Here is a 23,551-nt window from a genome sequence, read left to right as displayed (position 1 = left end):
GTCGCGAGTTCCGCACGCAAAGAAGGCCACTTAATGTGGCCTTCGTCTTGCGCAGGACTGCCCGAGCAGCAAACCTAACCCATCTCGCCCGCCCTCCAGACACGCCCCAAAGATTTTCAAAAAAGTTGTTGACGCGCGCGTAACGACTCGTCTAATATATCCCTTGCGCGATGGACCTGTAGCTCAGTTGGTTAGAGCGTCCGGCTGATAACCGGGAGGTCACAAGTTCGAATCTTGTCAGGTCCACCACTTTCTTTCGCAATAAACACCCCAGCGAGAGCCGAGTCGCCGCTGGGGTGTTTATTACTGTCTCCGTGGGGGTTTAGCTCAGCTGGGAGAGCGCGGGCTTTGCAAGCCTGAGGTCAGGGGTTCGATCCCCCTAACCTCCACCATGATGGACCTGTAGCTCAGTTGGTTAGAGCGTCCGGCTGATAACCGGGAGGTCACAAGTTCGAATCTTGTCAGGTCCACCATCAAAACTGTGAAGAGCCCTGGGGCGTTGCCTCGGGGCTTTTTTCTTACCTACTGAAAGTAGTCAAAAAAGCCCCGTCCCAAATTAACTACTTTGATTTTGTGTGCTGTGCGAAAGATTGGGTAGTATAGCTATTCAATGCGGCGGGCTGCCGCGTGTTAACCGCTACGTACCGGAGGTGTTCCATGGTTCGTGTCGACATAGAGACCATCGTCATGGCCGCCGGTCCCGTGCCATCGCTTATCGTGCTTCGTGAGCGCAGCAGCAAATCGGACTCGCCCGCGCCGCTGCGTTCCCTTTCCATTCAGACTGGTTCGTTTGAAGCTGCTGCCATCAGCCGCGGCATCGATAGCGGCCGCGCCGAGCGCCCGATCACCCATGATCTGTTGCTCGATACCGTTGACGCCCTGGGCGCCAAGCTCGAGCGCATCGAGATCGTCCGCGCCGAGCCGCCGGTGTTCTACGCGACGATCGTCGTACTGGCCGATGGCGAGGAGCGCAAGATCGACGCTCGTCCCAGTGATGCCATTGCCCTTGCCGTGCGCAGCAATGCTCCCATGTTTGTGGAGGACGACATCATGAATCGCCTGGGCACTGTTTCCACCCACGCCGAGGATGTCGACGACGAGCAGGAGTTCGAGAAGTTCGACGAGTTCGTCCATACGCTCTCCCCCGATGACTTCTAAATGCGGGGCGGCAGGGTTGCGGAGTGTTCGCTGATGGCCAGCGGTATGTCGGTTGAGGCGGCGGCCATTGCACGCGAGGCCCAGATGCGCTCGGAGGCTTCTGAGGCGGCTCGCATTGCCTATGTGACGCAGGCCCGCACGCTTCGCGAGCGCCGCGGCTCGTTTATCAAGATGGTTGTCGTCTCCGCCCTTGTCGCGGCAATCTGCTCGCGCCTTCGTGGTACAGTTGGTGCGCTTGGGTTTTCGATTTCAACAGGCTTGGTAATCTGGGGTGTGGTCGATGCGGTCATGCTGACCAACCAGATCAAGGTACTCGACAAGCGCGCGATGGATATGATGCGCGCCCGCGACGCTGCCGCCAAGATCGCTGCCGAGGCACAGGAACTGTAACGACGCGAGACTCGATGGGAAGGTCTAAAGATGGCACAGGATATGCAGGACGCCGGTAACGTCTCCGCCGAGCTCGACGCCATGGTGTGTGACCTGATTGGTGCGTTCTTGGACGACCTTGCCGCCGGTGAGAATCCGGGCGTAGTTGTGGCGATCGAGGACGCTGCTTCCAACCGCTATCTGGCCGCGCTCGACGAGGATGGCGAGGAGGCATGCCTGGAGGCTGCCACCAACTTTATCTCCGAGCACAAGATGGGTCTTAAGGACGAGGGCCTGGGCCGTATCGCCCGCTATGCCATCGGCTATACCGGCTGCGTCGAGATTGACGGCGGCTATCACGACGCTCTGCTCGTGAGCTTCTTTGAGACGACGCTCGAGAGCGGCTTTTCGGCATATGTGCTGTATGAGGGCATGGGCGCCGGCGATGGTTTTATGTGGAGCGACCCTGAACCTGCAGGTGAGGAAACCCCTCTCATCTAAAATCGCTAAAATAAACGAGTTTTCGGTAAAAGGCTCAATATTCCCGCTGAGCGTTGTATCGCTGGGCGGGCCGCATACGCGTGCCGTTTGTATATGGATAGAAGATAGGGGAACTACATGCGCGTAGACAATCTGAGGAACATCGCCATCATCGCCCACGTCGACCACGGCAAGACGACGATGGTCGACAAGCTCCTGCGTGCCACGGATGCCTTCCGTGCCAACCAGCAGGTCGAGGACCGCGTCCTGGACTCTAACGACCAGGAGCGCGAGCGCGGCATCACGATTCTCGCCAAGAACATCTCTATCGAGTACAAGGACGTCAAGATCAACGTCATCGACACCCCGGGCCACGCCGACTTTGGCGGCGAGGTCGAGCGCGTGCTGCGTATGGCCGACGGCGCCCTGCTGCTGGTCGACGCCTTTGAGGGCCCCATGCCCCAGACCCGCTTCGTGCTGCGTCACGCTATCGACACCGGCCTCAAGATCATGATCGTCATCAACAAGATCGACCGTCCGGGTGCTAACCCCGAGAAGGCCTACAACGACTGCCTCGATCTTATGGCCGACCTGGGCGCTACCGACGACCAGCTCGAGTTCGCCATGGAGCACGTGGTCTACGCCAGCGCCATGAATGGCTTTGCCCGCCTCGATCCCGAGGACGGCAACATGGACATGTACCCGCTGCTCGATATGATTATCGACGACATGCCTGCGCCCGAGGTTGACGAGACCGCCCCGCTGGCCATGCAGTGCGTGACCATCGACCACTCCAACTTCGTTGGCCGCATCGGTATCGGTCGCGTGTACTCCGGCGCCATTCACCAGGGCGACCAGATTCTGGTTGTGAAGAACGACGGCTCCAGCGCCACCGCTACCGTCAAGCAGCTCTTTACCTTCGACTACCTGGGCCGCACCGAGTGCCAGGAAGTCGGCGCCGGCGATATCGCCGCTGTCGTGGGTATTGACCGCACCGATATCGGCGATGTTTACACCGACCCCGAGAACCCTGTCGAGCTCGAGCCCATTGAGATCGACCCGCCAACCCTGTCCATCGTCTTTGAGGCCTCGACCTCCCCGCTCGTCGGCCGCGATGGCGACATCGTGGGCGCCCGTCAGCTCAAGGAGCGCCTGTTCAACGAGGCCGAGAACAACGTGACCATGAAGATCGAGGAGCTCGAGGACAAGAGTGGCGTCGAGGTCTCTGGCCGCGGCATTCTGCACCTGTCCGTCCTGATGGAGTCCATGCGCCGCGAGGGCTTTGAGTTCCAGGTCGGTCGTCCCCGCGTTCTGTTTAAGAAGGACGAGAACGGCAACAAGCTGGAGCCTGTCGAGCAGGCTGTTGTCGAGTGCCCGGACGAGTACTCGGGCAAGGTTGTCGAGGTCTTCGGTACCTCCGGTGGCATCATGACGAGCATGGACACCTCGGGCATCGTGACGCACCTTGAGTTTAAGATCCCGACGCGCGGCATCATGGGTCTTAAGAACCGCATCATGAACGTCACCCACGGCGAGGGCGTGTTCTACCACACCTTCCTGGAGTACGGCCCCTATGCCGGCGAGATCGGTAACCGCCAGAACGGCGCCATGATCTCCATGACCACCGAGAAGGCCGTCGCCTACGCTCTGGGTACGCTGCAGGAGCGCGGCCAGCTGTTCGTTGAGCCGGGCACTGAGTGCTACGAGGGCATGATTGTGGGCGAGCGCAGCAAGGCCGGCGACATGGTCGTCAATATTGCCCGTACCAAGAACCTGGGCAACCAGCGCTCTTCGACCTCCGATATCTCCGTCCAGCTGGTGCCGCCCCGCACCTTCTCGCTGGAGGAGGCGCTGGAGTACATCGCCGACGACGAGCTGGTCGAGATCACCCCCAAGAACATTCGCCTGCGCAAGCGTCTGCTCAATGCCACCGACCGCAAGAAGGCCGCCGTCCGCGCCGGTCAGGTCAACAAATAAGCGCTAGGGCTTATAACCGCCAATAAGAAAGGGCGCCGACCGCGATGGTCGGCGCCCTTTTTGGTGCAAGGGGATTGAGTTGGTCTGCACCACCACAAAGGTGCCTGTCCCCTTTGTGGTGGTTAGCTGCTAAGCGGTGGGGAGTTCTGGCGTGTTAGCCGGCTGCTGCGGTTTGAGGTGGGCGTTGCGCCAGATGATCTGGATAACGTAGCCGAGCGTGAAGACAAAGGCTACGCCGCTGATGAAATCGCCTACGAGGGGGATTGCCGTAAGTGCACCTGCGATCACGCCGCCGGCGGCCGCCATGGCGTAGCGGTTCTGGCTGTGTCCGACCATGCGCGCGATCGCGCACCCTGCAAAGGCACTCGACACCAGCGCGATGCCAATAACACCGCACATGAGGGCTCCGGCAAGCGACAGACCAGCGATAGAGATAATTAGCAGTAGGACGGCGGGGACGATAGCAATCGTGCCCAGAAGACCGCTCACCCACAGGGGCATGGGGCGCTGGTGGAGCATGCCGGCGGCGCTGGCGGTTGCGCGCGGAAAGACGAGTTCGAGCAGTAGGGCGACAAAGCAGGTCGAGAGTGCCGCGGCGACGATACCGCCGATGACATCGTTAACGGTGGAAGTATCCTCGCTCTCGGTGCGGTCGATCTTGAGCGCACCGACCTCGGCTCCCGCGGCACGCTCGGGGTCCTCGGAGACGTGAGCGTTCACGGTGCCGGTGATGCGGGCGTTCTTGCCCAGGATGAGCTTGTCGGCCCAAACCTCGACATCGCCATCGACGGTGCCATCGATGGTCACCGTGTCGCCCGCAAGCGCTGCCGACTTGGTAGAGCCTCGCAGGGCAACCGTCTCACCTATCGCGTAGAAGCAGTTGGCGGTGCTGTCGGAATTGAGCACGACATGCTGGCCAGCGACGGTCACGCTGCCATCAACCGTGGTCTTGGCAACGTCGATGGTACGCGCCGCCAAGCGGACGGCGCCACCCACCGTGCAGTCGCGGATCGAGAGGGTATCGCCCGCGGCGATGATATCGCGGTGGATGGAGGTGTCGTTCAGGTTGAGGCTCTGACCTGCCCAGTACAGGTCACCTTCGACGCCGGACGGATTGGCGTCATTGTCGGTCGCAAGTACGTTTCCTGCGGTGTCCGTGCCGGCGAACGACGCCGTGGGAAGCGCGGTGATCGCCAGCGCGATGAGTGCGAATAGGATGGTGATGCGGCCCCACGCTTTACAGCGCTGGGTCGACGGGAATTGATTGCGGGGCATAGTGAATCCTTCGTTAGATGCTCGATATGCATCTAACAGGGTACCCAACGCGTGGGCGCTCTAAAAGAACCTCTCGGTTGTATTTCGAAGGATGAGCCCGCGCAATCTACTTTTTGCGGTGCAAAAAGCGCGCGATGTCCTCTTCGGTGGGGCTTTTGATGTCAAAGCGCAGCGAGAGCCAGCGCAGACCCATGGTCACGATGACGCATACGACCAGCGCGGCGACATTGCTCATGATGCCGCTCATAACGAGACACACATAGCTTGCCGATCCGGCGATGGCCGCGATGGCATAAAAGTTAGTGCGTTGGAAAATGCCCGGAACCACGCCCATAAAGCCGTCGCGCAACATGCCGCCACCCACCGCGGTGAAGAAGCCCATCATGATGCACACCGCCGGCGCAAAGCCGTAGACCAGCGCCTTGTCTGCGCCAGTTGCCGCATAGATGCCGACCGAGATGATGTCGAGCAGGGGAATGAGTTTCTCGGGTTTATCGACGATTGCCGGGAAGATGTAGATGATGGCCGCCGTGGCGATGGAGAGCGGCAGTGCCATCGGCTGGTTGAGGATGTAGACGTTGCCCACTTGCAGTGTCATGTCGCGTAATAGACCGCCGCCCAGGCCACAGACCACGGCGAGTGCGACCGCGCCCACCAGGTCGAGCTTATGCTCGCGCGCGACCAGCACGCCCGAGATCGATGCCGCGACAACAGCGAACATCTCGAGCCAAAAGGGGATAGCGACCATGGCATCCGAGGCATGTGAGGTAACGGTCATAGCGGCGACGACGGGCAAGATGGAATCCTTCTGATTGCGAGTTTAGACAATGCCCGTACATAGTACATGGTTGGCGGCGATTGCGACCCCATTGCTCGGCAAACGGTAGGGACTGGGCGCGGACGTGGCATTGCTGGAATGCCAGGGGTCCAAAACATGTACGTCAGCCTCCAAAAACGACATTTTTCGACATCTTTGGAGGCTGACGTACATGTTTGGATTGAGCTCACAGCATGAATGAGTTGATTTACTCACATCCGGTATATTTCCCCACTTCAACGGACATAAGAGTTGGATACCGGCTCAGAGCGAGAGGCCCTCAATGGACACCCCTGTTCTCATTTCGCATAAAACCGCATGGCTTGTCCATCATGCACCCCAGAATTTGGTTCAGTCTCTTGCGCGGCACGACTACCAGATAGGTGCACAAGGCATCTCCACCCAGCAACGTGTTGCGCGCATACGACAGGCCCTTACCGACTGCGGCATTCCGTCCGATATGCTCAAGACTATCGATATCGCGGTTGTATTCGAATTCGAGCGAATGCGTACCAAAGGCGTCGTTTGCCACATTCTTGGACAAAATCTTCCCTACGAGCATATTAACGAGTTGACGCCCGGAGTCTTCATCACCGACGAAGCCTTCACCTTCGTGCTCGCGGCCGAGTGGATGGATAGGATTGAATATCTCGAATATGGCTATGAAGTTTGCGGCGATTATCGCATGAGGCTCAATCCCACCGACCCTTATACCGAGCAACCAGCCACCACCTCCAAGGATGAAATAATCGAACTGCTCGATCGGCATCCCGGCAAACCCGGTGCCACACGTGCACGGCTCGCGCTCAGGCACATCTACGATCGCTCGGCCTCGCCTATGGAGACCGCTTCGGCAATCGCCCTCTCACTCCCAACAAGCGAAGGCGGCGTTGGCATCCGAGGTATCGAACTCAACAAACCGCTCGAGATCCCTCAACGTCTCTGGCATTGCGCCAAGGCTCGAACGCTCAAAATCGATGCGCTCGTTACCTACAAGCGCAGGGAGCTCGGTATCGAATATAAGGGCGGCTTTCACGATGAGTTCGAGCGCAAGGGAGCAGATGCGGAGCGAGAGGCCGTTCTCCCCCAAATGGGATATCGAATCGTTACGCTCACTTCGGCTCAGTTCGGCCGCCAGCTCGCCTTTCACCGCGCCATGAACAACATTCGCGAAGCACTCGGCATGCCTCGCTGTACCGACACCGGGTACCAGAGAAAACAAAACGAACTACGCAAGGCACTTATCCGTAACTGGAAAGGCATGCGAGACGAGGAGGCGCCTTCCGAATAGTGCCACTCCCGTGAGCTCAATCCAAACGTGTACGTCAGCCTTCAAAGATGTCGAAAAATGTCGGTTTTGGAGGCTGACGTACATGTTTTTGAGGGAAGGTCGGGTTCGAATCCCTCCTCCTCCGCCGTATTTGCTTGTAAGGGACTCTAAACAAAAAAGCCCCCGTTGTTGGGAGCTTTCTCAACCAAAATGGCGGAGGAGGAGGGATTCGAACCCTCGTGACCTTATACAGGCCAAACGGTTTTCGAGACCGCCGCATTCAACCACTCTGCCACCCCTCCGCGTGGGGTAAAAACAAAGCAGGCTCGAAGGCCTGCTTTGGAATTAACTGGCGGAGAGTCAGGGATTTGAACCCTGGAGACGCTTTTGACGCCTACACGATTTCCAATCGTGCTCCTTCGGCCACTCGGACAACTCTCCGTTAAATGCGAAAGTTAGTATACACGAGGAATCGTAAGGTGCAAGCCGAAAACTTAGCATTTTTTGATCCACAGTGTCTCGCGCTATGCCTAAAACGCGCGGCGCATGCAGTCTGACCAGCTAAATCGTGCTAAGTGAATTGTTCAAAAAAGGACTTTATAGACCACGAGCAAACGAATTTAAAATCTTGTTGGTGATCAATTAGGCCACTGGTATGCATTTTGCGACCACAGCCTTGTACCCTTTGACCTGCGGCTTGGCTCAGCTTGTCCCCGCGGCATCGTATCTTGTCCACAGTTCCGTCAAGCATTTGGTCAGCATTTGGTTGGAAGACGCATGAAGTGCCGTGTGAGTATGGACATATGTGGAGGTCATGAGGTTGTAGCTGCATATTCTTGCAGCCTGGGAGGTTGAAAGATATTATTACCAAGTCTTTTCCTGCTTCAGGCGCACCTTCACGACCTGAAGCCACATTTGCCCAGAGGAGGTGACAATATGAAGGCTTATGAACTGCTGTTCTTTGTTGACCCGTCGCTCGACCCCGAGACTCGTCTCGCTGTTATGAAGCGTATCGATACCACGATCGCTGAGGGCGCTGGCAAGGTCGACTCCGTTGACGAGTGGGGCAAGCGCAAGCTCGCCTACGAGATCAACGACCTCACCGATGGTGACTACACCCTCATCAACTTCCACGCAGATCCTACCCAGATCGCCGAGCTTGATCGCGTCCTGCGCATCACCGACGCTGTGGTCCGCCACATGATCGTCCGTCGCGACGACCAGGAGTAAGACTGTCGTTTTGGACTGGGCTTGTGCCCCAAGAGGAAGTAGTGAGTTATGAGCATCAATCGAGTGAACATCACCGGCAACCTCACGCGTGATCCCGAGCTGCGCGCCACCGCCGGCGGAACCCAGGTTCTGTCCTTTGGCGTCGCCGTGAACGATCGTCGCCGCAACCCGCAGACTGGCGAGTGGGAGGACTATCCCAACTTTGTCGACTGCACTATGTTCGGCACGCGCGCCGAGGCCGTGAGCCGTTTCCTGGCAAAGGGAAACAAGGTCGCGATCGAGGGCAAGCTGCGCTACAGCTCTTGGGAGCGCGACGGCCAGCGCCGGAGCAAGCTTGAGGTCATCGTCGATGAGATCGAGTTTATGAGCTCCCGCGGTGGCCAGGGTGGCTACGATCAGGGCGGTTACGCCCCCGCAGCCCCTGCAGCGCCCGCACCGCGTCCTGCCGCACCGGTGGCTACGCCGCCCGCGGTCGACGTCTACGATGAGGACATCCCGTTTTAAGGGCTGTTCACCTATTTTTGAGTGAGAGGCGGCTTCGGTTCGCCGAAGTTGCCAAACGAAAGGTATTTTGACATGGCTAATGATTTTTCTGCACGTCAGCCGCGTCGTAAGTACTGCCAGTTCTGCAAGGAGAACACTGAGTTCATCGACTATAAGGACACTCAGCTTCTCCGTAAGTACATGACCGACCGTGGCAAGATCAAGCCCCGTCGCGTCACTGGCGCTTGCACGCAGCATCAGCATGACATCGCCAACGCCATCAAGCGCGCCCGCGAGATGGCTCTCCTGCCGTACACCGTCCCCGTGGTTTCCTCTCGTGGCAACCGCGACCGCGGCTAAGAAGGGAGACGCATCATGAAGGTTATTCTTCTCGATGAGATCAAGGGCAAGGGCGGCGAGGGTGACGTCGTAGAGGTCGCTCAGGGTTACGCTGAGAACTTCCTGTTCCCCAAGAAGCTCGCTGTTGCCGCCACCAAGGGCAACCTCAAGCAGCTTGACGAGCGTCGCAACAACATCGCCAAGCGCGAGGCCGTCCGCCTGGCTACCGCCAACGAGACCAAGGCTGCCTTCGAGGGCAAGACGGTCACCGTTGACGTCAAGGTCGGCGACGAGGGCATCCTCTTTGGCTCCGTTACCGCCGCTATGATCGCCGACGCCATCAAGGCTCAGCTCGGTATGGACATCGACCGCAAGCGCGTCGAGCTCGGTAAGCCCATCAAGGTTGCCGGTGCCCACACCGTTGCCATCTCGCTGTACCGCGAGATCAAGGCCGAGGTTGTCGTTCTCGTTGGCGTTACCGCCGAGGAGCTCGCTGCCGAGGCTGAGGAGACCGCTGAGGTCGCCGAGGCCGAGACCGCCGAGGTCGAGACTGAGGCTGCTGCCGAGTAGCATTTGCTGCAACGCAACAATCTTGTTCTAAGAAGGGCGCTCTGGGAAACCAGGGCGCCCTTTTGTTTTCTACGCTCAGCGAGCGTCATGGCAGGCGTTATGGTGAAGTCCCAAATACAGGACCGTTCATCCGTTTCGTTCGGTGATGATTGCCAGGGCGCGGCCCGTTTTGGGACCGTGGCTGATACTATGGATGCTCGCAAGCGATATGAATGAGGATGCTCATGGCATATGACGAAAGGGAGACGGGACTGACGGTCGAGGACCGTGGCTCCAAGTTGGGTCTCCCTCAAAACCAAGATGCAGAGGCCAATGTACTGGCCGCCATGCTGCTATCGCCCGAGGTGGTCGAGGAGGCCCAGGTCGAGCTGCAGCCCGATGACTTTTACCGGCCCATTCATAAGACCATCTACACCGCGATGGTCGATATGTGCAACAGCCGCATTCCCATCGACTCTATCTCGCTGATCGATTACCTGCGCAGCATCAACAAGCTTGATGCTGCGGGCGGCGAGGCCTACATTTTGGAGCTGATGGGTCAGACCCTATCGCTCGTGAACTGGCAGCACCATGCCGCCATCGTTCGCCGCGACTCGATGCTGCGCGAGCTGATCGGCGCCACCAACGAGATCAACGCGCTGGCCTATAACGCCCCTACCGACACCAAGGAGGTCGTGGAGCTGGCCGAGAGCAAGCTGCTCAAGGTCACGGCGCGCGAGGTCAAGTCGAGCTACAAGACGCTGACCGAGTTTATGGTCGAGGCCTATAACGAGGCCGAGGAAGTGTGCCAGGCCGGTGGCCAGGCTGCGGGCGTGCCCACGGGTTTCCCGTCGCTCGACCGCATGCTCATGGGTTTTCGCGAGGGTCAGCTCATCATTATCGGTGCCCGTCCTGCTGTAGGTAAGACGTCGTTCGCCCTGAATCTGGCGCTCAACGCTGCCGCCGCTGGTTATACCGTCGGCTTCTTCTCGCTGGAGATGTCGGGCAAGGAAATTGCCCAGCGTCTGATCTGCGCCTACGCCATGATCTCGATCAGTGACTTCCGCATGGGCCGCATTAGCCCCGAGCAGTGGGCCAATATCAACGAGGCCACGCAGACCTTGTCTAAGCTCGATATTCTGATTGACGATACGCCCGGCACCACAGTGACCGAGATTCGCGCCAAGAGCCGCCGCATGCTCCACAACAAGGAGAAGGCCATCATCATCCTGGACTACCTGCAGCTGGTGAGTCCTCCGCCGGGACGCCGCTCCGAGAGCCGTACCGTCGAGGTCTCCGAGATGTCGCGTGGTCTGAAGATCATGGCCAAGGAGCTCAAGATCCCGCTCATCGCGCTGTCGCAGCTCTCGCGTCAGGTCGAATCCCGTACCGGCAAGCGCCCGCAGCTTTCCGACCTTCGTGAATCGGGCTCCATCGAGCAAGACGCCGATATCGTTATGTTCTTGGACCGCTCCGCCGACGAGGCCGAAGCCTCACGCGACGATCGACCCGACGAGGGCGTTACGCGTATCGTCGTGGCCAAGAACCGTTCGGGCCCGATCGGCGACGTCGACCTGATGTTCCTGCCGGCATCCACCAAGTTCTATGAGCTTGATGGGGCACATGCCGAGGAGTAGGACAGGCGCCCGTTGCACGGGTATACTGGGAATGTTTTGTGCTTCTGCGTGCCGGCGTGGCGCGTAGACAGTCCATGAATGTAAGGAGTAAACATGCCGTCAACCGTTTTGGTCGGTGCCCAGTGGGGCGATGAGGGCAAGGGTAAGATTTGCGACCTGGTCGCCGGCGACTTCGATGCCGTCGTGCGCTACTCGGGCGGCAACAACGCCGGCCACACCATCGTCGTCAACGGCAAGAAGTACGGCCTGCACCAGGTGCCCTCCGGCATCATGTATTCCGACCACGTGTCGGTGATCGGTAACGGCTGCGTCGTTAACCCCAAGGTTGTCCTTGAGGAGATCGACATGTTCGAGGCCGACGGCATCACCACCAAGAACCTCAAGATTAGCGGCAACGCGCATGTCATCATGCCGTACCACATCGATCTGGATGGCGCCTTTGAGCAGAAGCTCGGCAAGAAGAACATCGGTACCACCAAGCGCGGCATCGGTCCGTGCTATCAGGACAAGATGGCCCGCATTGGCCTGCGCATGCAGGACATGCTGGACGAGGCACTGTTCCGCGACAAGCTGGAGACCGCTCTCGCCCGCGTGAACCCCGAGCTCGAGCTCATCTACAACCTGCCCACCTACACCGTGGACCAGATTTGCGACGAGTATCTGCCCATGGCCGAGCGCCTGCGTCCCTACATCACCGAGACGAGCCTGCTGCTCAACAACATGATCGATGAGGGTAAGGACCTGCTGTTTGAGGGCGCCCAGGCGACGCTGCTCGACATCGACCACGGCACCTATCCGTACGTGACGTCTTCCAACTGCACCGCCGGCGGTGCCATCACCGGCTCCGGCGTGGGCATGAAGAACGTCGACCGCGTGCTGGGCGTCATGAAGGCCTATATCACCCGCGTCGGTTCGGGCCCCATGCCCACCGAGCTTTCCTATGAGTCCGAGGCCGGTCACACGCTGACCGAGGAGGGCTATGAGTACGGTGTGACCACCGGTCGCCGTCGTCGCTGCGGCTGGTTCGACGGCCCCATCGCCAACTACGCCTCACGCGTCAACGGCCTCACCGATATCGCCCTGACTAAGCTCGACGTGCTTTCGGCCTTCGACACCATCAAGGTGTGCGTGGCCTACGACGTCGATGGCGAGCGCTACACCAGCGTGCCCGAGCATCAGGTGCGCTTTGAGCATGCCAAGCCCATCTACGAGGAGCTCCCCGGCTGGAAGTGCGACATCACCGGTTGCCGCAGCTTTGATGAGCTGCCGCAGGAGGCTCAGGACTACGTGGCGTTTATCGAGGATCTGGCACACACCCGCGTGACGTTCATTGGCGTCGGCGCCGGTCGCGAGCAGATCATCAACCGATTCTGGAAGTAATCGGGACTATTTGGTTATTGCGATATACCCCTTTGCAGCCCAAGCGGGCGGCCGAGGGGTATATTTGCTTGCAAAGGGCTCGCGCGGAGCGGGCCATTCATCCATAGAGGAGGCACCCTTGAAGGCGGACACTCAAACCATCGACATCCTGTTGTTGGGCAGCGGCGGCCGTGAGCATGCTTTGGCAGCTAAGCTCGCAGCATCACCGCGCGCCGGCAAGCTCTACATCGCGCCGGGCAACGGCGGCACCGCGAGCTGCGGCGAGAACGTTGTTCTCGACGACTGCGATCCTGCGGCCGTGGCGGCGTTTGCGCAGAGCCACGGATGCGGACTCGTGGTAATTGGCCCCGAGGCTCCGCTCGTGGCGGGCGTGGCCGACGCCGTGCGCGCGGTGGGTATTCCCTGCTTTGGCCCGGGTGCCGAGGGCGCCCAGATGGAGGGCTCTAAGCTGTTCTCCAAGCAGCTCATGGAGCGCGCGGGCATTCCGACGGCAGCCTACGGCTCGTTTACCGACGAGGCTTCGGCTCTTGCTTATGTGCGTGAGCAGGGCGCTCCGCTGGTCGTCAAGGCCGACGGCCTTGCCGCGGGCAAGGGCGTTATCGTGGCGACCGAACTTGAGCAGGCCGAGGAGGCCGTGCGCGAGTGCTTTGGCGGCACCTTTGGCGATGCCGGCAACACCGTGGTTATCGAGGAGATGCTGACCGGCCCCGAGTGCTCGCTTTTGGCCTTTACCGACGGCAAGACCGTGCGCCCCATGGCCACCTCGCAGGACCACAAGCGCGCGCTCGAGGGCGACAAGGGCCCCAACACCGGCGGCATGGGTGTCTACAGCCCGGTGCCCATCGTGACCGACGAGGAGCACGCCACCATGGTGAAGGTCATGGAGCAGACCGTTGCCGAGCTTGCTGCCGAGGGCATCGACTACCGCGGCTGCCTGTACGGCGGCTTTATGCTCACGCCCGCCGGCCCCAAGGTGCTGGAGTTCAATGCCCGCTTTGGCGACCCCGAGACGCAGGTCGTGCTGCCGCGCCTTAAGAACGACCTGGTTGAGATCATGCTGGCCTGCGCCAACTGTGAGCTCGATCAGATTGAGCTCGACTGGCGCGACGAGTGGGCCGTGGCCGTTGTCCTGACGAGTGCGGGCTATCCCGGCAGCTACGAGAGGGGCAAGGTCATCGCCGGTATCACCGATGCCGAGGCCATGGAGAACGTGACCGTGTACCATGCCGGCACCGCCGTGGTGGACGGTCAGCTCGTGACCAACGGTGGCCGAGTGCTTGCCGTGACCGCGCTGGGCGACACGTTTGAGAACGCCCGCAACCTTGCCTACGAGGCCTGCGAGAAGATTGATTTTGAGGGCAAGACCCTGCGTCATGACATCGGTCTGCGCGCGCTGCGTGGCCGCGACGCCTGGGATGCCTAAAGTCCGAGAGGAATGAGACGGATGGACGAGAAGAACGAAGAACTCGTTGACGCGCAAATCGTCGAGGAAGATAGCCGCGCGTACGGACACGCCGAGGGCGAGCCGGGTGGCGAGGTTGTCGACGAGCCGATGCTGGTGCTGGGCGATGACGACCCGCACGATGCCGAGCTACACGAGAAGATTCTTTCGGAGGAGTGCGCCTGGAAAGGCAAGATCCTCGACGTCCACCGTCTTGAGGTTGAGCTGCCCAACGGTCACCGCAGCGCCCGCGATGTGATTCGACATCCTGGCGCGGCGGCCGTTGTGGCGCTTACCGAGAGCGGCAAGATTGTGCTGGTGCGTCAGTACCGCACCGCCATCGACCGCGTGACGGTCGAGATTCCCGCCGGCAAGCTCGATCCGGGCGAGGATCCGCTCGATTGCGCCAAGCGTGAGCTGCACGAGGAGACGGGCTTTAGGGCCGGCCGCATTCGCTTTTTGACGTCGATTGTCACGACCTGCGGCTTCTGCGACGAGATCATTCATATCTACCTGGCCACCAAGCTCGAGTTCGATGCACCCAACCCCGATGATGACGAGTTCGTCAACGTGGACCTAGTGCCGCTGCACGAGCTGATCGACGCCGTGCTCGACGGCAAGATCGAGGATGCCAAGACCGTCGTGGGCGCCTTGGCCTGCGATAGCATCGCGCACCGCCTTGGGGGCGCGGAGCTTTAACGAGTGGGGGTAGCCCTGGGACAAGTACTGCTGATTGCTTTGTCCCAGGGCCTTACGTTGCTGATATTTCTTTGAGGATCACATGCTGAAGAGGTTTCTTTCTTACTACAAGCCCCAGATGGGGCTTTTTGTTGCTGATACTGTTTGCGCTTTGGTGCTCGCCGCCATCGACCTGGCGTTTCCCATTATCCTGCGCAATCTGACCGGTGGGCTGTTTACCCAGGGCCAGGCGGCCATCATGCAGGCGCTCGGTATGATCGCGGTTGGCCTGGTACTGATGTATGCCATCCGTTGTGCCTGTCGCTACTTTGTGAGTTACTGGGGCCACGTGATGGGCGCGCGCATGGAGTCCAAGATGCGCGAGGACCTGTTCGATCAGTACGAGCGCTTTAGCTTTGCGTACTTCGATCGCAACAGCTCGGGTGACATGATGAGCCGCGTGGTCAACGACCTGTTCGATATCTGCGAGGCGGCACACCACGTGCCCGAGTGGATTATCATCTGCGGCATCGAGATCGTCGGCTCGTTTGTGATCCTCTTTGCTATTGCCCCGGCGCTGGCTCTTGCCATGGCCGTGGTGACGGCGGCGTTTGCGGTCATCATGTTTTGGCAGAACATGCGCATGCGCGAGGTCTTTAGCGACAACCGCAAAAAGATCAGCGGTATTAATGCTCAGCTGCAGGATTCGCTGGCAGGCATGCGCGTGGTCAAGAGTTTTGCGAACGAGGAAGCTGAGCGTTCCAAGTTCCGCGCCTCTAACGACCGCTATCTTTCGTCCAAGGAGAATATGTATCACGCCATGGGCGTCTACACTGCGACGTATGGTCTGCTCTCGGGCGTGCTGTACGTGATTGTGGTGCTGCTGGGTGGTTGGCTGGTGGCCCAGGGACAGCTGCAGGCGGTCGATATGGCGACCTTCGCGCTCTACATTTCGCTGTTCTGCACCCCGCTCGAGACGCTTGTGAACTCGGCTGAGACGTATCAGAAGGCCATCGCCGGCTTTAAACGCATGGACGAGGTGCTTTCGACCGCCCCGGATATCCAGGACAAGCCGGATGCCGCGGATCTGCAGGTGACGGCTGGCGCGGTTGAATATCGCGACGTGTGCTTTAGCTACGAGGATGTTGAATTGGGCGAGGGCGGCGCCGACGGGCGCCCTGTTATCGACCATATGGATCTGTCCATCAAGCCCGGCCAGACCATTGCGCTGGTTGGCCCCTCGGGCGGCGGCAAGTCCACAACGTGTTCGCTGCTGCCGCGCTTTTATGACGTGGCTGCTGGATCCATCAGCATCGACGGCCAGGACGTGCGCGACGTGACGCAACAGAGTCTGCGCCGCGCCATTGGCCTGGTGCAGCAGGATGTCTATCTGTTTGACGGTACGATTGGCGAGAACATCGCCTACGGCAGGCCAGGCGCCACGGCAGAAGAGGTCGCCGAGGCCGCTCGCCGCGCCAATATCGATGCCTTCATCGAGTCGCTGCCGCAGGGCTACGACACGGTCGTGGGCGAGCGCGGCAGCCGTCTTTCGGGCGGCCAGAAGCAGCGCGTAGCCATTGCGCGCGTGTTTCTCAAGAACCCCAAGATCCTGATCCTGGACGAGGCGACGAGCGCCTTGGATAACGAGAGCGAGGAAGCGGTGCAGGAGTCGCTCGAGCGCCTGGCACGCGGTCGCACCACGATCATCATCGCCCACCGTCTCTCGACCATTAAACATGCCGACGAGATTGCGACCGTCGAGCATGGTCGCGTTGTGGAACGTGGTACGCACGAGCAGCTTCTCGCCCGTGGCGGCACCTATGCCCGTTACTATCGAATGCAGTTCGAAGGTGCGCGTGCGCACGAGCTCGACTGATTGATATGACAGGAAGTATATGGCTGAGAAGAACCCTTTGACTCCGGAAGAAGTGACGGAGTTATTCTCCGAGATCGACGCATCCGGCGTTTTGGATCCGACGCTTGCCAAAAAGCGCACCGAGCGCATGCGCGAAAAAGAAGCTGCGGTCAAACGCGGCGACAAGGCGGCGCTGGCGCAGCTGCGCAGCGAGGACCGCGCGAGCCAGGCAAAACATATCGACCCGCTGTCCGAGGATGACCCTTCGGGTTCGCGGGTGAGCCATACCATTACGAAGACTGCCATGGCCGTAGTTATCGGCATTCTGGTGTTGATCGTGGGCATGCAGATTGGCTACGGCGTGATGCGCCGCTTGAACACTGCCAACCTGTCCGAGAGCGTTTCGGTGGATACCGTTTCCACGGCACTGAAGGGCGGCCTTGAGTGGGGCAACGGCTTTACGCAGTTCCCGCTCGACTTTACCGTCGATGAAGCCGATGAACGTACGGGCACGGTCGAGGTAACGGTGTTGGACACATCGTCTGCCAACGAGCTTGAGCTGCTGTCCAACGGGCAGATTCAGGCTGCGGCACTTGCGACCAACGCGTTGCTCAACGATAAGATCGACCGCGTGGTGTATAACGTGCACGCCTATATCGACGAGGACAGCAAGATCCAGCACGACTCTTTCTTTGGCATGTTTCCCGCACGGGGCCATCAGAGCGCCATTCTGACGTTCGTGTGGACCAAGAGCTCGTCAAATGCCACGAGCATCGACTGGAAGATGCGTATCGTGAGCATGGACGACACGATTGCCGAGCGCATCCAAAAGCAGGTGAACTCGGTGTCGTCGCTGATTGAGGACCCGGCGGTAAGCCAGACCAAGATTGACGAGGAAAAGGCCGAACGTGACCTGGAGCATCGCCTGCATGGCCGCGAGATTTTCCGCGGCGGCAAGCCCGATCGCACACCGTCCGATCTGCTGGAGCAGGATAAATAAAACGAATCGTCCCGCGTGAGTCACAAGCCCACGCGGGACGATTTTTAATCCCCGTCCCAGAAAAATCATTATGCATGGGAAGTCATAATTATCATTTTGTAAACAATTCTATGTAATTAATGCCATATGCGATGCTTACGGTTAGAATACCGCGAGGCCTAACTACCAACCTTTAAGCCGGTCCTGTGAGACCGGGAAGGAGAATTATGGCGAACAACCATATTGCGGGCGCTGCCGCCCGCACCGTCGCGCCCAGCGAGTTGTGCCAGCGTATGCTGGCAAAAACCAGCAAGGGCACCTGCGGTCCCTGCATCCTGTATCTTGAGGATGGGACCATTTTTTATGGCCGTGCATGTGGTGCCGAGGGTACCGCAACCGGCGAAGTCTGCTTTAACACTTCGCTTGAGGGCTATTTTGAGGTCATGACTGACCCGAGCTATGCCGGCCAAATCGTAACCATGACCTATCCGCAGATCGGTAACTACGGAATTGATGAGACCGACGTCCAGTCGGCCTTCCCCGGCGATACCGCTCGCCCCGCGAGCGCTCCCGCCATGCGCGGCATGATCGTCCGCGACATGTGCGCCACGCCTTCCAACTGGCGCTCGGCCGTCAGCGTGCCGGAGTATCTGCGTGCCCACGGCATCGTCGCCATCGAGGGCGTCGACACCCGAGCCCTGGTGCGCCACCTGCGCGACAACGGTTCCAAGATGGGCATTATCTCGACCGAGATCTTTGACGTCGACGAGCTTGCCGAGCGTCTGGCCGCAGCGCCGACGCTGGTGGGCGAGAATCTGGTCAAGACCGTGAGCTGCCCCGAGCCCCATGCTTTTTCCGCGGGCGACCTGCCCGCTACGCATGACTTTGCGCTTGCCCCTGCCGCTCCTTCCCGCCACAACGTGGTCGCCTACGACTGCGGCGTCAAGCGCGGCATCCTGGAGGGCCTGGTCCGTGCCGGCTGCGACCTTACTGTCGTGCCGTGGGATACGCCCGCGAGTGAGGTGCTCGACATGAATCCCGACGGCGTCTTTTTATCCAACGGCCCCGGCGACCCCGATGCCGTGGTAGAGACCTACGAGCAGGTGCAGCAGCTGATCGGCAGGGTGCCGGTCTTTGGTATTTGCCTGGGTCACCAGATGATCAGCTTGGCGTGCGGCGCCCAGATGGAAAAGCTTAAGTTCGGTCACCGCGGTGGCAACCAGCCGGTTATGAACCTGGTGAGCCGTCGCGTGGAGATTACCGCGCAAAACCACGGCTTTGGCCTGCTGTTCCCCAGTCTGGGCAAACTGATCCCGGAACTTTCCGGCGGCGAGACCGAGCATGCGGCCGATGGCGACCTGCGCGTCTGGGTGCGTCGCGGCATCGCGCCGGTCGTGATGAACGAGCGCTTCGGCCGCATTCGCCTGACGCACGTGAACCTCAACGACGGCACCGCCGAGGGCATCCAGCTGCTCGACGCACCGTGCTTCTCGGTCCAGTACCACCCCGAGGCTTCGCCCGGCCCCACCGATGCCCACTATCTCTTTACCGCCTTTACGCGACTCATGGACGGCGAGGAGAACTACCTGGACATCGACACCGCGAAGGACCGCCTTGCCGGCTGGAATTTCGCCGAGTCCGAGAACGCTGCGAGTGAGGAGAACTAACATGCCGAAACGTACTGACATCAAGCGTATCCTCGTTATTGGTTCTGGCCCTATCGTTATTGGCCAGGCCTGTGAGTTCGACTACTCCGGCGCCCAGGCCTGCAAGGTGCTCAAGGAGGATGGCTTTGAGGTCATCCTGGTCAACTCCAACCCGGCGACCATCATGACCGATCCGGGCTTGGCCGACCGCACCTATGTCGAGCCTATCACCGCCGAGTTTATCGAGCGCGTGATCAAGAAAGAGCGCCCGGACGCGCTGCTGCCCACGCTGGGCGGCCAGACCGGTCTGAACGCCGCCGTCGAGCTGGCGAAAGACGGTACGCTCGACAAGTACGGCGTCGAGATGATCGGTTGCGACCTGGCCGCCATCGAGCGTGGCGAGGACCGCAAACTCTTTAACGAGGCCATGGCCGAGATCGGCCTGGAGGTCGCGCGCTCGGGCTATGCCTACAGCGTGGCCGACGCCGAGGCTATCGCCGAGCGCGTGGGCTATCCCTGTGTACTGCGCCCGAGCTTTACCCTCGGTGGCGCCGGCGGCGGCATCGCTCACACCCACGAGGAGCTCGTCTCCATCGTGAGCCAGGGCCTGGAGCTCTCGCCCGCCCACGAGGTGCTGGTCGAGGAGTCCATCGAGGGCTGGAAAGAGTACGAGATGGAGGTCATGCGTGACCACGCCGGCAACGGCATCATCGTGTGCTCCATCGAGAACCTCGACCCCATGGGCGTGCATACCGGCGACTCCATCACCGTGGCGCCGGCGCAGACGCTCTCCGACCTTGAGTATCAGCGCATGCGCGTGGCCTCGCTCGCCATTCTTGAGAAGATCGGCGTCGAGACCGGTGGCTCCAACGTGCAGTTTGCCGTGAACCCCAACACCGGCCGCCTGATCGTCATCGAGATGAACCCGCGCGTGAGCCGCTCGTCCGCGCTGGCCTCCAAGGCCACGGGTTTCCCCATTGCCAAGGCCGCCGCGCGTCTGGCCGTGGGCTATACGCTCGACGAGATCGTCAACGACATCACCAAGGCTACGCCCGCCTGCTTTGAGCCCACGATCGACTACTGTGTGGTCAAGGTGCCGCGCTTTGCCTTCGAGAAGTTCAAGGGTACCGACCCCACGCTCACCACGCGCATGAAGGCCGTGGGCGAGATCATGGCGATCGGCCGCACCTTTGAGGAGGCCTTTGGCAAGGCTATGCGCTCGCTGGAGGACGGCCACCAGGGCATTTGCGCCGGCGGCAAGGAAGGTGCCGATAAGCTGAGCGACGACGAGCTTGCTCAGGCCGTGGGTACCCCGACCGAGCACCGCATCTTCTTTGTGGTCGAGGCCCTGCGCCGCGGCTGGGATGTTGCGCGCATCCACGCCATTTGCGGTATCGATCCGTGGTATCTCAATCGCATCAACGATATGGTGCAGGTCCAGGAGAGCATCCGCGGCCTGCGTGTGGAGGATATCGACGCCGACGCGATGCGCCTGCTCAAGCAGTATGGCACGAGCGACGCCGAGATCGCCGCGCTGACCGGCTCGGACGAGCGCTTTGTGCGCGCCTACCGCAAGGGCCTGGGCGTGGTTCCCAGCATGAAGACGGTCGATACCTGCGCTGCGGAGTTCTCGAGCGCCACGGAGTACCACTACAAGACGTACGAGAACATCTACCGCACAAGCCCGCTCGCCAAGAAGTGCGTGGCTCCCGACGAGACCACGCCGGCGGACAAGCCCAAGGCGATGATCCTGGGCGCCGGTCCCAACCGCATTGGCCAGGGTATCGAGTTCGATTACTGTTGCGTGCACGCGAGCTACGCGCTGGCGGCCCGCGGCTTTGAGACCATCATGGTCAACTGCAATCCCGAGACCGTCTCGACCGACTATGACACGTCCGACCGCCTGTACTTTGAGCCGCTCACCTACGAGGACGTCATGGACGTTATCGATGTTGAGCGCCCCGACGGCGTCGTGGTGACGCTCGGCGGCCAGACTCCGCTTAAGCTGGCGCGCATGCTCGAGGAGAGCGGCGTGAACATCATGGGCACCAAGCCCGATGCCATCGACTTTGCCGAGGACCGCGAGCGCTTCGCCGCTCTGCTCGACAAGTTAGGCATCATGTACCCGCCGGCGGGCCAGGCCACCTCGTTTGAGGAGGCCGAGGCCGTTGCCGCACACATTGGCTACCCGCTGCTGGTACGTCCGAGCTATGTGCTGGGCGGCCGCGGCATGATGATCGCCTACGATGCCGAGCATCTGCGCGATTACATGACCGAGGCTGCACGCATTAGCCCCGACTACCCGGTGTATCTGGATCGCTTCTTGGAGGGTGCGATCGAGTCCGATGTCGACGCCCTGTGCGACGGCGAGGAGGTCTACATCGGCGGTATCCTGGAGCATATCGAGGAGGCCGGTATTCACTCCGGCGACTCCGCGACGTGCATTCCGCCGTTTAGCTTTAGCGAGAGCCTGCAGGCGAAGCTCCGCGAGACTACGCGCCGCATCGCGATGGCGCTGGGAGTCCGCGGCCTGGTCAACGTGCAGTACGCCATTAAGGGCGAGACCGTCTACGTGATCGAGGCCAACCCGCGTGCCAGCCGTACCGTGCCGTTTATCTCCAAGGCCACCGGCGTGCCGCTGGCCAAGTGCGCGGCGCGTATCATGGCGGGCGATTCCATCGCGAGCCTGGGCCTGCCGAGCGACGAGCGTCAGCTGGACTGGTTCTGCATGAAGGAAGCCGTTATGCCCTGGGGCCGTTTCCCGGGAGCCGACGTTATCCTGGGACCCGAGATGAAGTCGACGGGCGAGGTCATGGGTATCGCCAAGAGCTATCCCGAGGCATACGCCAAGACGCAGCTGGCGATCGACTACAAGCTGCCCGACCCGAGCAGCGGCAAGGTGTTCATCAGTGTGTGCGACCGCGACAAGCGCCATATCCTTTCGGTCGCCCGCATCCTGCGCTACCTGGGCTTTGACATTTGCTCTACCGAGGGTACGGCGCGCGTGCTGCGCGGAGGCAACGTGACGTGCGAAGTCGTGGAGAAGATTAGCGGTCCGCACGACGGCGAGCGTCCCAACATCGGTGACCTGATCGCCGATGGCAAGATCGCGGTGATCATCAATACGCCGTACGGTCCGGGCTCGCGTGGCGATGGCTACCTGCTACGTACCGAGGCCGTGCGTCGCGGTGTGACCTGCGTGACGGCGATGTCTGCCGCCAACACGTACGTGAGTGCCATCGAGGCCGTGCGCGAGGACCAGCAGGGTCATGGCAGCGCCAATGACATGGGCATGGACGTCATCGCCCTGCAGGACCTGCCGCAGCACACGGTGTAGTTGACCTGGCCGGCCGGGGCGGCAGCCGGACACTTTCTCTCGGAAACTGGGCTTCGCGAAGTTTTCCGAGAGAAAGGACCGCCTCCCGCCCCGGCCTGCGGTGACTTGGCTGCACCGTGTGCTGCCGAAGGGGCTTTGCGCGATGACTAGGGCTGAAAAAGAAAGTGAGTGTGGGCCCTGCCGTTCGTTCGAGCGGCAGGGCCCACTCTTTGTATGGAGGCCTTTTTACTGTTAGTCGAGGACGCCTCTGGACAGTTAGTTCAAATTCGTGTTTTCTAGAGAGTAGGAGAAGATCGATTTGGACTCATTCAGCCTATTTTTGGCAATCTGAATCGATAAAGACGCTCTGTCAAGCTGGGAACGGCCCAATACTGGGTCCGCGCCGGCTTCCAAGCGGCAGTTTCGTGCCCAAGGCCACGGCCAAATTATACGTATCTGAACTAACTGCCCATCACTCTCCGCCAACCTTTTTATCCAAACCAAATCAGCCAACGTACGCCATGGCAACCCCCGGTAGGTCGCAGGGTGGCGGCTGAGCCTTTCCCTCGGGAAACTTCGCGAAGCCCAGTTCCCGAGGGAAAGGTATGGTCTGTGTAATACCAGATAAACAGTACATTTTTGCTAGATTGGTATTTGACTGAAGAACCAATT

19 protein-coding genes and 5 tRNA genes are annotated in these 23,551 nt (G+C 60.3%); 20 read left to right on the top strand and 4 right to left on the bottom strand.

Going from position 1 to position 23,551, the window contains the following annotated elements; all coding sequences use genetic code 11:
• Nucleotides 1-172 precede the first annotated feature (172 nt).
• The 7 genes from DWY05_RS03425 to typA all read left to right on the top strand — a co-directional run bounded on the left by DWY05_RS03425 (nt 173) and on the right by typA (nt 3,984).
• Nucleotides 173-249: transfer RNA gene (locus tag DWY05_RS03425), tRNA-Ile, on the top strand.
• A gap of 67 nt (nt 250-316) precedes the next feature.
• Nucleotides 317-392: transfer RNA gene (locus tag DWY05_RS03420), tRNA-Ala, on the top strand.
• A gap of 4 nt (nt 393-396) precedes the next feature.
• Nucleotides 397-473 (top strand) — tRNA-Ile (locus tag DWY05_RS03415).
• A gap of 184 nt (nt 474-657) precedes the next feature.
• Nucleotides 658-1,158 (top strand): bifunctional nuclease family protein, encoded by a 501-nt coding sequence (locus tag DWY05_RS03410; protein WP_117756926.1) that lies wholly within the window; start codon nt 658-660, stop codon nt 1,156-1,158.
• A 33-nt stretch (nt 1,159-1,191) separates the two neighbouring features.
• Nucleotides 1,192-1,548, top strand: coding sequence for a hypothetical protein (locus tag DWY05_RS03405; RefSeq protein ID WP_117820634.1), 357 nt, complete (start codon nt 1,192-1,194; stop codon nt 1,546-1,548).
• 30 nt (nt 1,549-1,578) lie between these two features.
• Nucleotides 1,579-2,028 carry a hypothetical protein gene (locus tag DWY05_RS03400; RefSeq protein WP_089572580.1) on the top strand — a complete coding sequence of 150 codons (450 nt, stop codon included), beginning with the start codon at nt 1,579-1,581 and terminating at the stop codon, nt 2,026-2,028.
• Nucleotides 2,029-2,145: 117 nt separating this feature from the next.
• Entirely contained in the window at nt 2,146-3,984 is a 1,839-nt protein-coding gene (typA, locus tag DWY05_RS03395; RefSeq protein ID WP_117820635.1) for a translational GTPase TypA, read from the top strand.
• Between the two features lie 129 nt (nt 3,985-4,113).
• Here the strand turns inward: typA and DWY05_RS03390 are convergent, their stop codons facing one another.
• Together DWY05_RS03390 and DWY05_RS03385 are read right to left on the bottom strand one after the other, a co-directional pair.
• On the bottom strand, nt 4,114-5,259 hold the full coding sequence (locus DWY05_RS03390; protein ID WP_117820636.1) for a polymer-forming cytoskeletal protein: 1,146 nt from the start codon (nt 5,257-5,259) through the stop codon (nt 4,114-4,116).
• A 106-nt stretch (nt 5,260-5,365) separates the two neighbouring features.
• Complete coding sequence (locus DWY05_RS03385; protein ID WP_233503983.1) at nt 5,366-6,055, bottom strand: trimeric intracellular cation channel family protein; 690 nt, start codon at nt 6,053-6,055, stop codon at nt 5,366-5,368.
• 304 nt (nt 6,056-6,359) lie between these two features.
• On the opposite strand from DWY05_RS03385, the gene DWY05_RS03380 reads away from it, so the two are divergent.
• Complete coding sequence (locus tag DWY05_RS03380) at nt 6,360-7,367, top strand: hypothetical protein (RefSeq protein ID WP_117820637.1); 1,008 nt, start codon at nt 6,360-6,362, stop codon at nt 7,365-7,367.
• A gap of 190 nt (nt 7,368-7,557) precedes the next feature.
• Here DWY05_RS03380 and DWY05_RS03375 read toward each other — a convergent pair.
• Nucleotides 7,558-7,648: transfer RNA gene (locus tag DWY05_RS03375), tRNA-Ser, on the bottom strand.
• Between the two features lie 48 nt (nt 7,649-7,696).
• A tRNA-Ser gene (locus DWY05_RS03370) sits at nt 7,697-7,787 on the bottom strand.
• 495 nt (nt 7,788-8,282) lie between these two features.
• Between DWY05_RS03370 and rpsF the strand changes: the two genes are divergently transcribed.
• The 12 genes from rpsF to carB all read left to right on the top strand — a co-directional run bounded on the left by rpsF (nt 8,283) and on the right by carB (nt 22,900).
• Nucleotides 8,283-8,576 (top strand): 30S ribosomal protein S6, encoded by a 294-nt coding sequence (gene rpsF, locus DWY05_RS03365; RefSeq protein WP_006235831.1) that lies wholly within the window; start codon nt 8,283-8,285, stop codon nt 8,574-8,576.
• Nucleotides 8,577-8,624: 48 nt separating this feature from the next.
• Nucleotides 8,625-9,080, top strand: coding sequence for a single-stranded DNA-binding protein (locus DWY05_RS03360; protein WP_117773648.1), 456 nt, complete (start codon nt 8,625-8,627; stop codon nt 9,078-9,080).
• Nucleotides 9,081-9,152: 72 nt separating this feature from the next.
• The gene (rpsR, locus tag DWY05_RS03355) at nt 9,153-9,419 is read left to right on the top strand and encodes a 30S ribosomal protein S18 (RefSeq protein WP_006235829.1); all 267 of its coding nucleotides are present in this window, start codon (nt 9,153-9,155) and stop codon (nt 9,417-9,419) included.
• Between the two features lie 15 nt (nt 9,420-9,434).
• The gene (gene rplI / locus DWY05_RS03350) at nt 9,435-9,968 is read left to right on the top strand and encodes a 50S ribosomal protein L9 (RefSeq protein ID WP_117820638.1); all 534 of its coding nucleotides are present in this window, start codon (nt 9,435-9,437) and stop codon (nt 9,966-9,968) included.
• Nucleotides 9,969-10,186: 218 nt separating this feature from the next.
• Complete coding sequence (gene dnaB, locus DWY05_RS03345) at nt 10,187-11,584, top strand: replicative DNA helicase (protein WP_117820639.1); 1,398 nt, start codon at nt 10,187-10,189, stop codon at nt 11,582-11,584.
• Between the two features lie 93 nt (nt 11,585-11,677).
• The gene (locus DWY05_RS03340) at nt 11,678-12,964 is read left to right on the top strand and encodes an adenylosuccinate synthase (RefSeq protein ID WP_055251352.1); all 1,287 of its coding nucleotides are present in this window, start codon (nt 11,678-11,680) and stop codon (nt 12,962-12,964) included.
• A gap of 118 nt (nt 12,965-13,082) precedes the next feature.
• Complete coding sequence (gene purD, locus DWY05_RS03335; RefSeq protein ID WP_117820640.1) at nt 13,083-14,387, top strand: phosphoribosylamine--glycine ligase; 1,305 nt, start codon at nt 13,083-13,085, stop codon at nt 14,385-14,387.
• 21 nt (nt 14,388-14,408) lie between these two features.
• A complete protein-coding gene (locus DWY05_RS03330) occupies nt 14,409-15,104 on the top strand; it encodes an NUDIX domain-containing protein (RefSeq protein ID WP_117820641.1) in 696 nt (231 codons plus the stop codon).
• A gap of 82 nt (nt 15,105-15,186) precedes the next feature.
• Nucleotides 15,187-16,959 (top strand): ABC transporter ATP-binding protein, encoded by a 1,773-nt coding sequence (locus DWY05_RS03325; protein ID WP_117820642.1) that lies wholly within the window; start codon nt 15,187-15,189, stop codon nt 16,957-16,959.
• A 19-nt stretch (nt 16,960-16,978) separates the two neighbouring features.
• Complete coding sequence (locus DWY05_RS03320) at nt 16,979-17,938, top strand: hypothetical protein (protein WP_117820643.1); 960 nt, start codon at nt 16,979-16,981, stop codon at nt 17,936-17,938.
• Nucleotides 17,939-18,144: 206 nt separating this feature from the next.
• Entirely contained in the window at nt 18,145-19,584 is a 1,440-nt protein-coding gene (gene carA / locus DWY05_RS03315) for a glutamine-hydrolyzing carbamoyl-phosphate synthase small subunit (RefSeq protein ID WP_117820644.1), read from the top strand.
• A 1-nt stretch (nt 19,585) separates the two neighbouring features.
• The gene (carB, locus tag DWY05_RS03310) at nt 19,586-22,900 is read left to right on the top strand and encodes a carbamoyl-phosphate synthase large subunit (protein WP_117820645.1); all 3,315 of its coding nucleotides are present in this window, start codon (nt 19,586-19,588) and stop codon (nt 22,898-22,900) included.
• The last annotated feature ends 651 nt before the right edge of the window (nt 22,901-23,551 follow it).

Source organism: Collinsella sp. AF23-4AC, assembly GCF_003462685.1.
Taxonomy (GTDB): Bacteria; Actinomycetota; Coriobacteriia; order Coriobacteriales; family Coriobacteriaceae; genus Collinsella.
The sequence above is the reverse complement of the archived record's forward strand: the minus strand, read 5'-3'. Positions and strand labels throughout refer to the sequence as shown.

Coding starts and splice junctions, on each gene's coding strand:
- DWY05_RS03410 (WP_117756926.1), top strand. CDS start 658: ATGGTTCGTGTCGACATAGAGACCATCGTCATGGCCGCCGGTCCCGTG.
- DWY05_RS03405 (WP_117820634.1), top strand. CDS start 1,192: ATGGCCAGCGGTATGTCGGTTGAGGCGGCGGCCATTGCACGCGAGGCC.
- DWY05_RS03400 (WP_089572580.1), top strand. CDS start 1,579: ATGGCACAGGATATGCAGGACGCCGGTAACGTCTCCGCCGAGCTCGAC.
- typA (WP_117820635.1), top strand. CDS start 2,146: ATGCGCGTAGACAATCTGAGGAACATCGCCATCATCGCCCACGTCGAC.
- DWY05_RS03390 (WP_117820636.1), bottom strand. CDS start 5,259: ATGCCCCGCAATCAATTCCCGTCGACCCAGCGCTGTAAAGCGTGGGGC.
- DWY05_RS03380 (WP_117820637.1), top strand. CDS start 6,360: ATGGACACCCCTGTTCTCATTTCGCATAAAACCGCATGGCTTGTCCAT.
- rpsF (WP_006235831.1), top strand. CDS start 8,283: ATGAAGGCTTATGAACTGCTGTTCTTTGTTGACCCGTCGCTCGACCCC.
- DWY05_RS03360 (WP_117773648.1), top strand. CDS start 8,625: ATGAGCATCAATCGAGTGAACATCACCGGCAACCTCACGCGTGATCCC.
- rpsR (WP_006235829.1), top strand. CDS start 9,153: ATGGCTAATGATTTTTCTGCACGTCAGCCGCGTCGTAAGTACTGCCAG.
- rplI (WP_117820638.1), top strand. CDS start 9,435: ATGAAGGTTATTCTTCTCGATGAGATCAAGGGCAAGGGCGGCGAGGGT.
- dnaB (WP_117820639.1), top strand. CDS start 10,187: ATGCTCATGGCATATGACGAAAGGGAGACGGGACTGACGGTCGAGGAC.
- DWY05_RS03340 (WP_055251352.1), top strand. CDS start 11,678: ATGCCGTCAACCGTTTTGGTCGGTGCCCAGTGGGGCGATGAGGGCAAG.
- DWY05_RS03330 (WP_117820641.1), top strand. CDS start 14,409: ATGGACGAGAAGAACGAAGAACTCGTTGACGCGCAAATCGTCGAGGAA.
- DWY05_RS03325 (WP_117820642.1), top strand. CDS start 15,187: ATGCTGAAGAGGTTTCTTTCTTACTACAAGCCCCAGATGGGGCTTTTT.
- DWY05_RS03320 (WP_117820643.1), top strand. CDS start 16,979: ATGGCTGAGAAGAACCCTTTGACTCCGGAAGAAGTGACGGAGTTATTC.
- carA (WP_117820644.1), top strand. CDS start 18,145: ATGGCGAACAACCATATTGCGGGCGCTGCCGCCCGCACCGTCGCGCCC.
- carB (WP_117820645.1), top strand. CDS start 19,586: ATGCCGAAACGTACTGACATCAAGCGTATCCTCGTTATTGGTTCTGGC.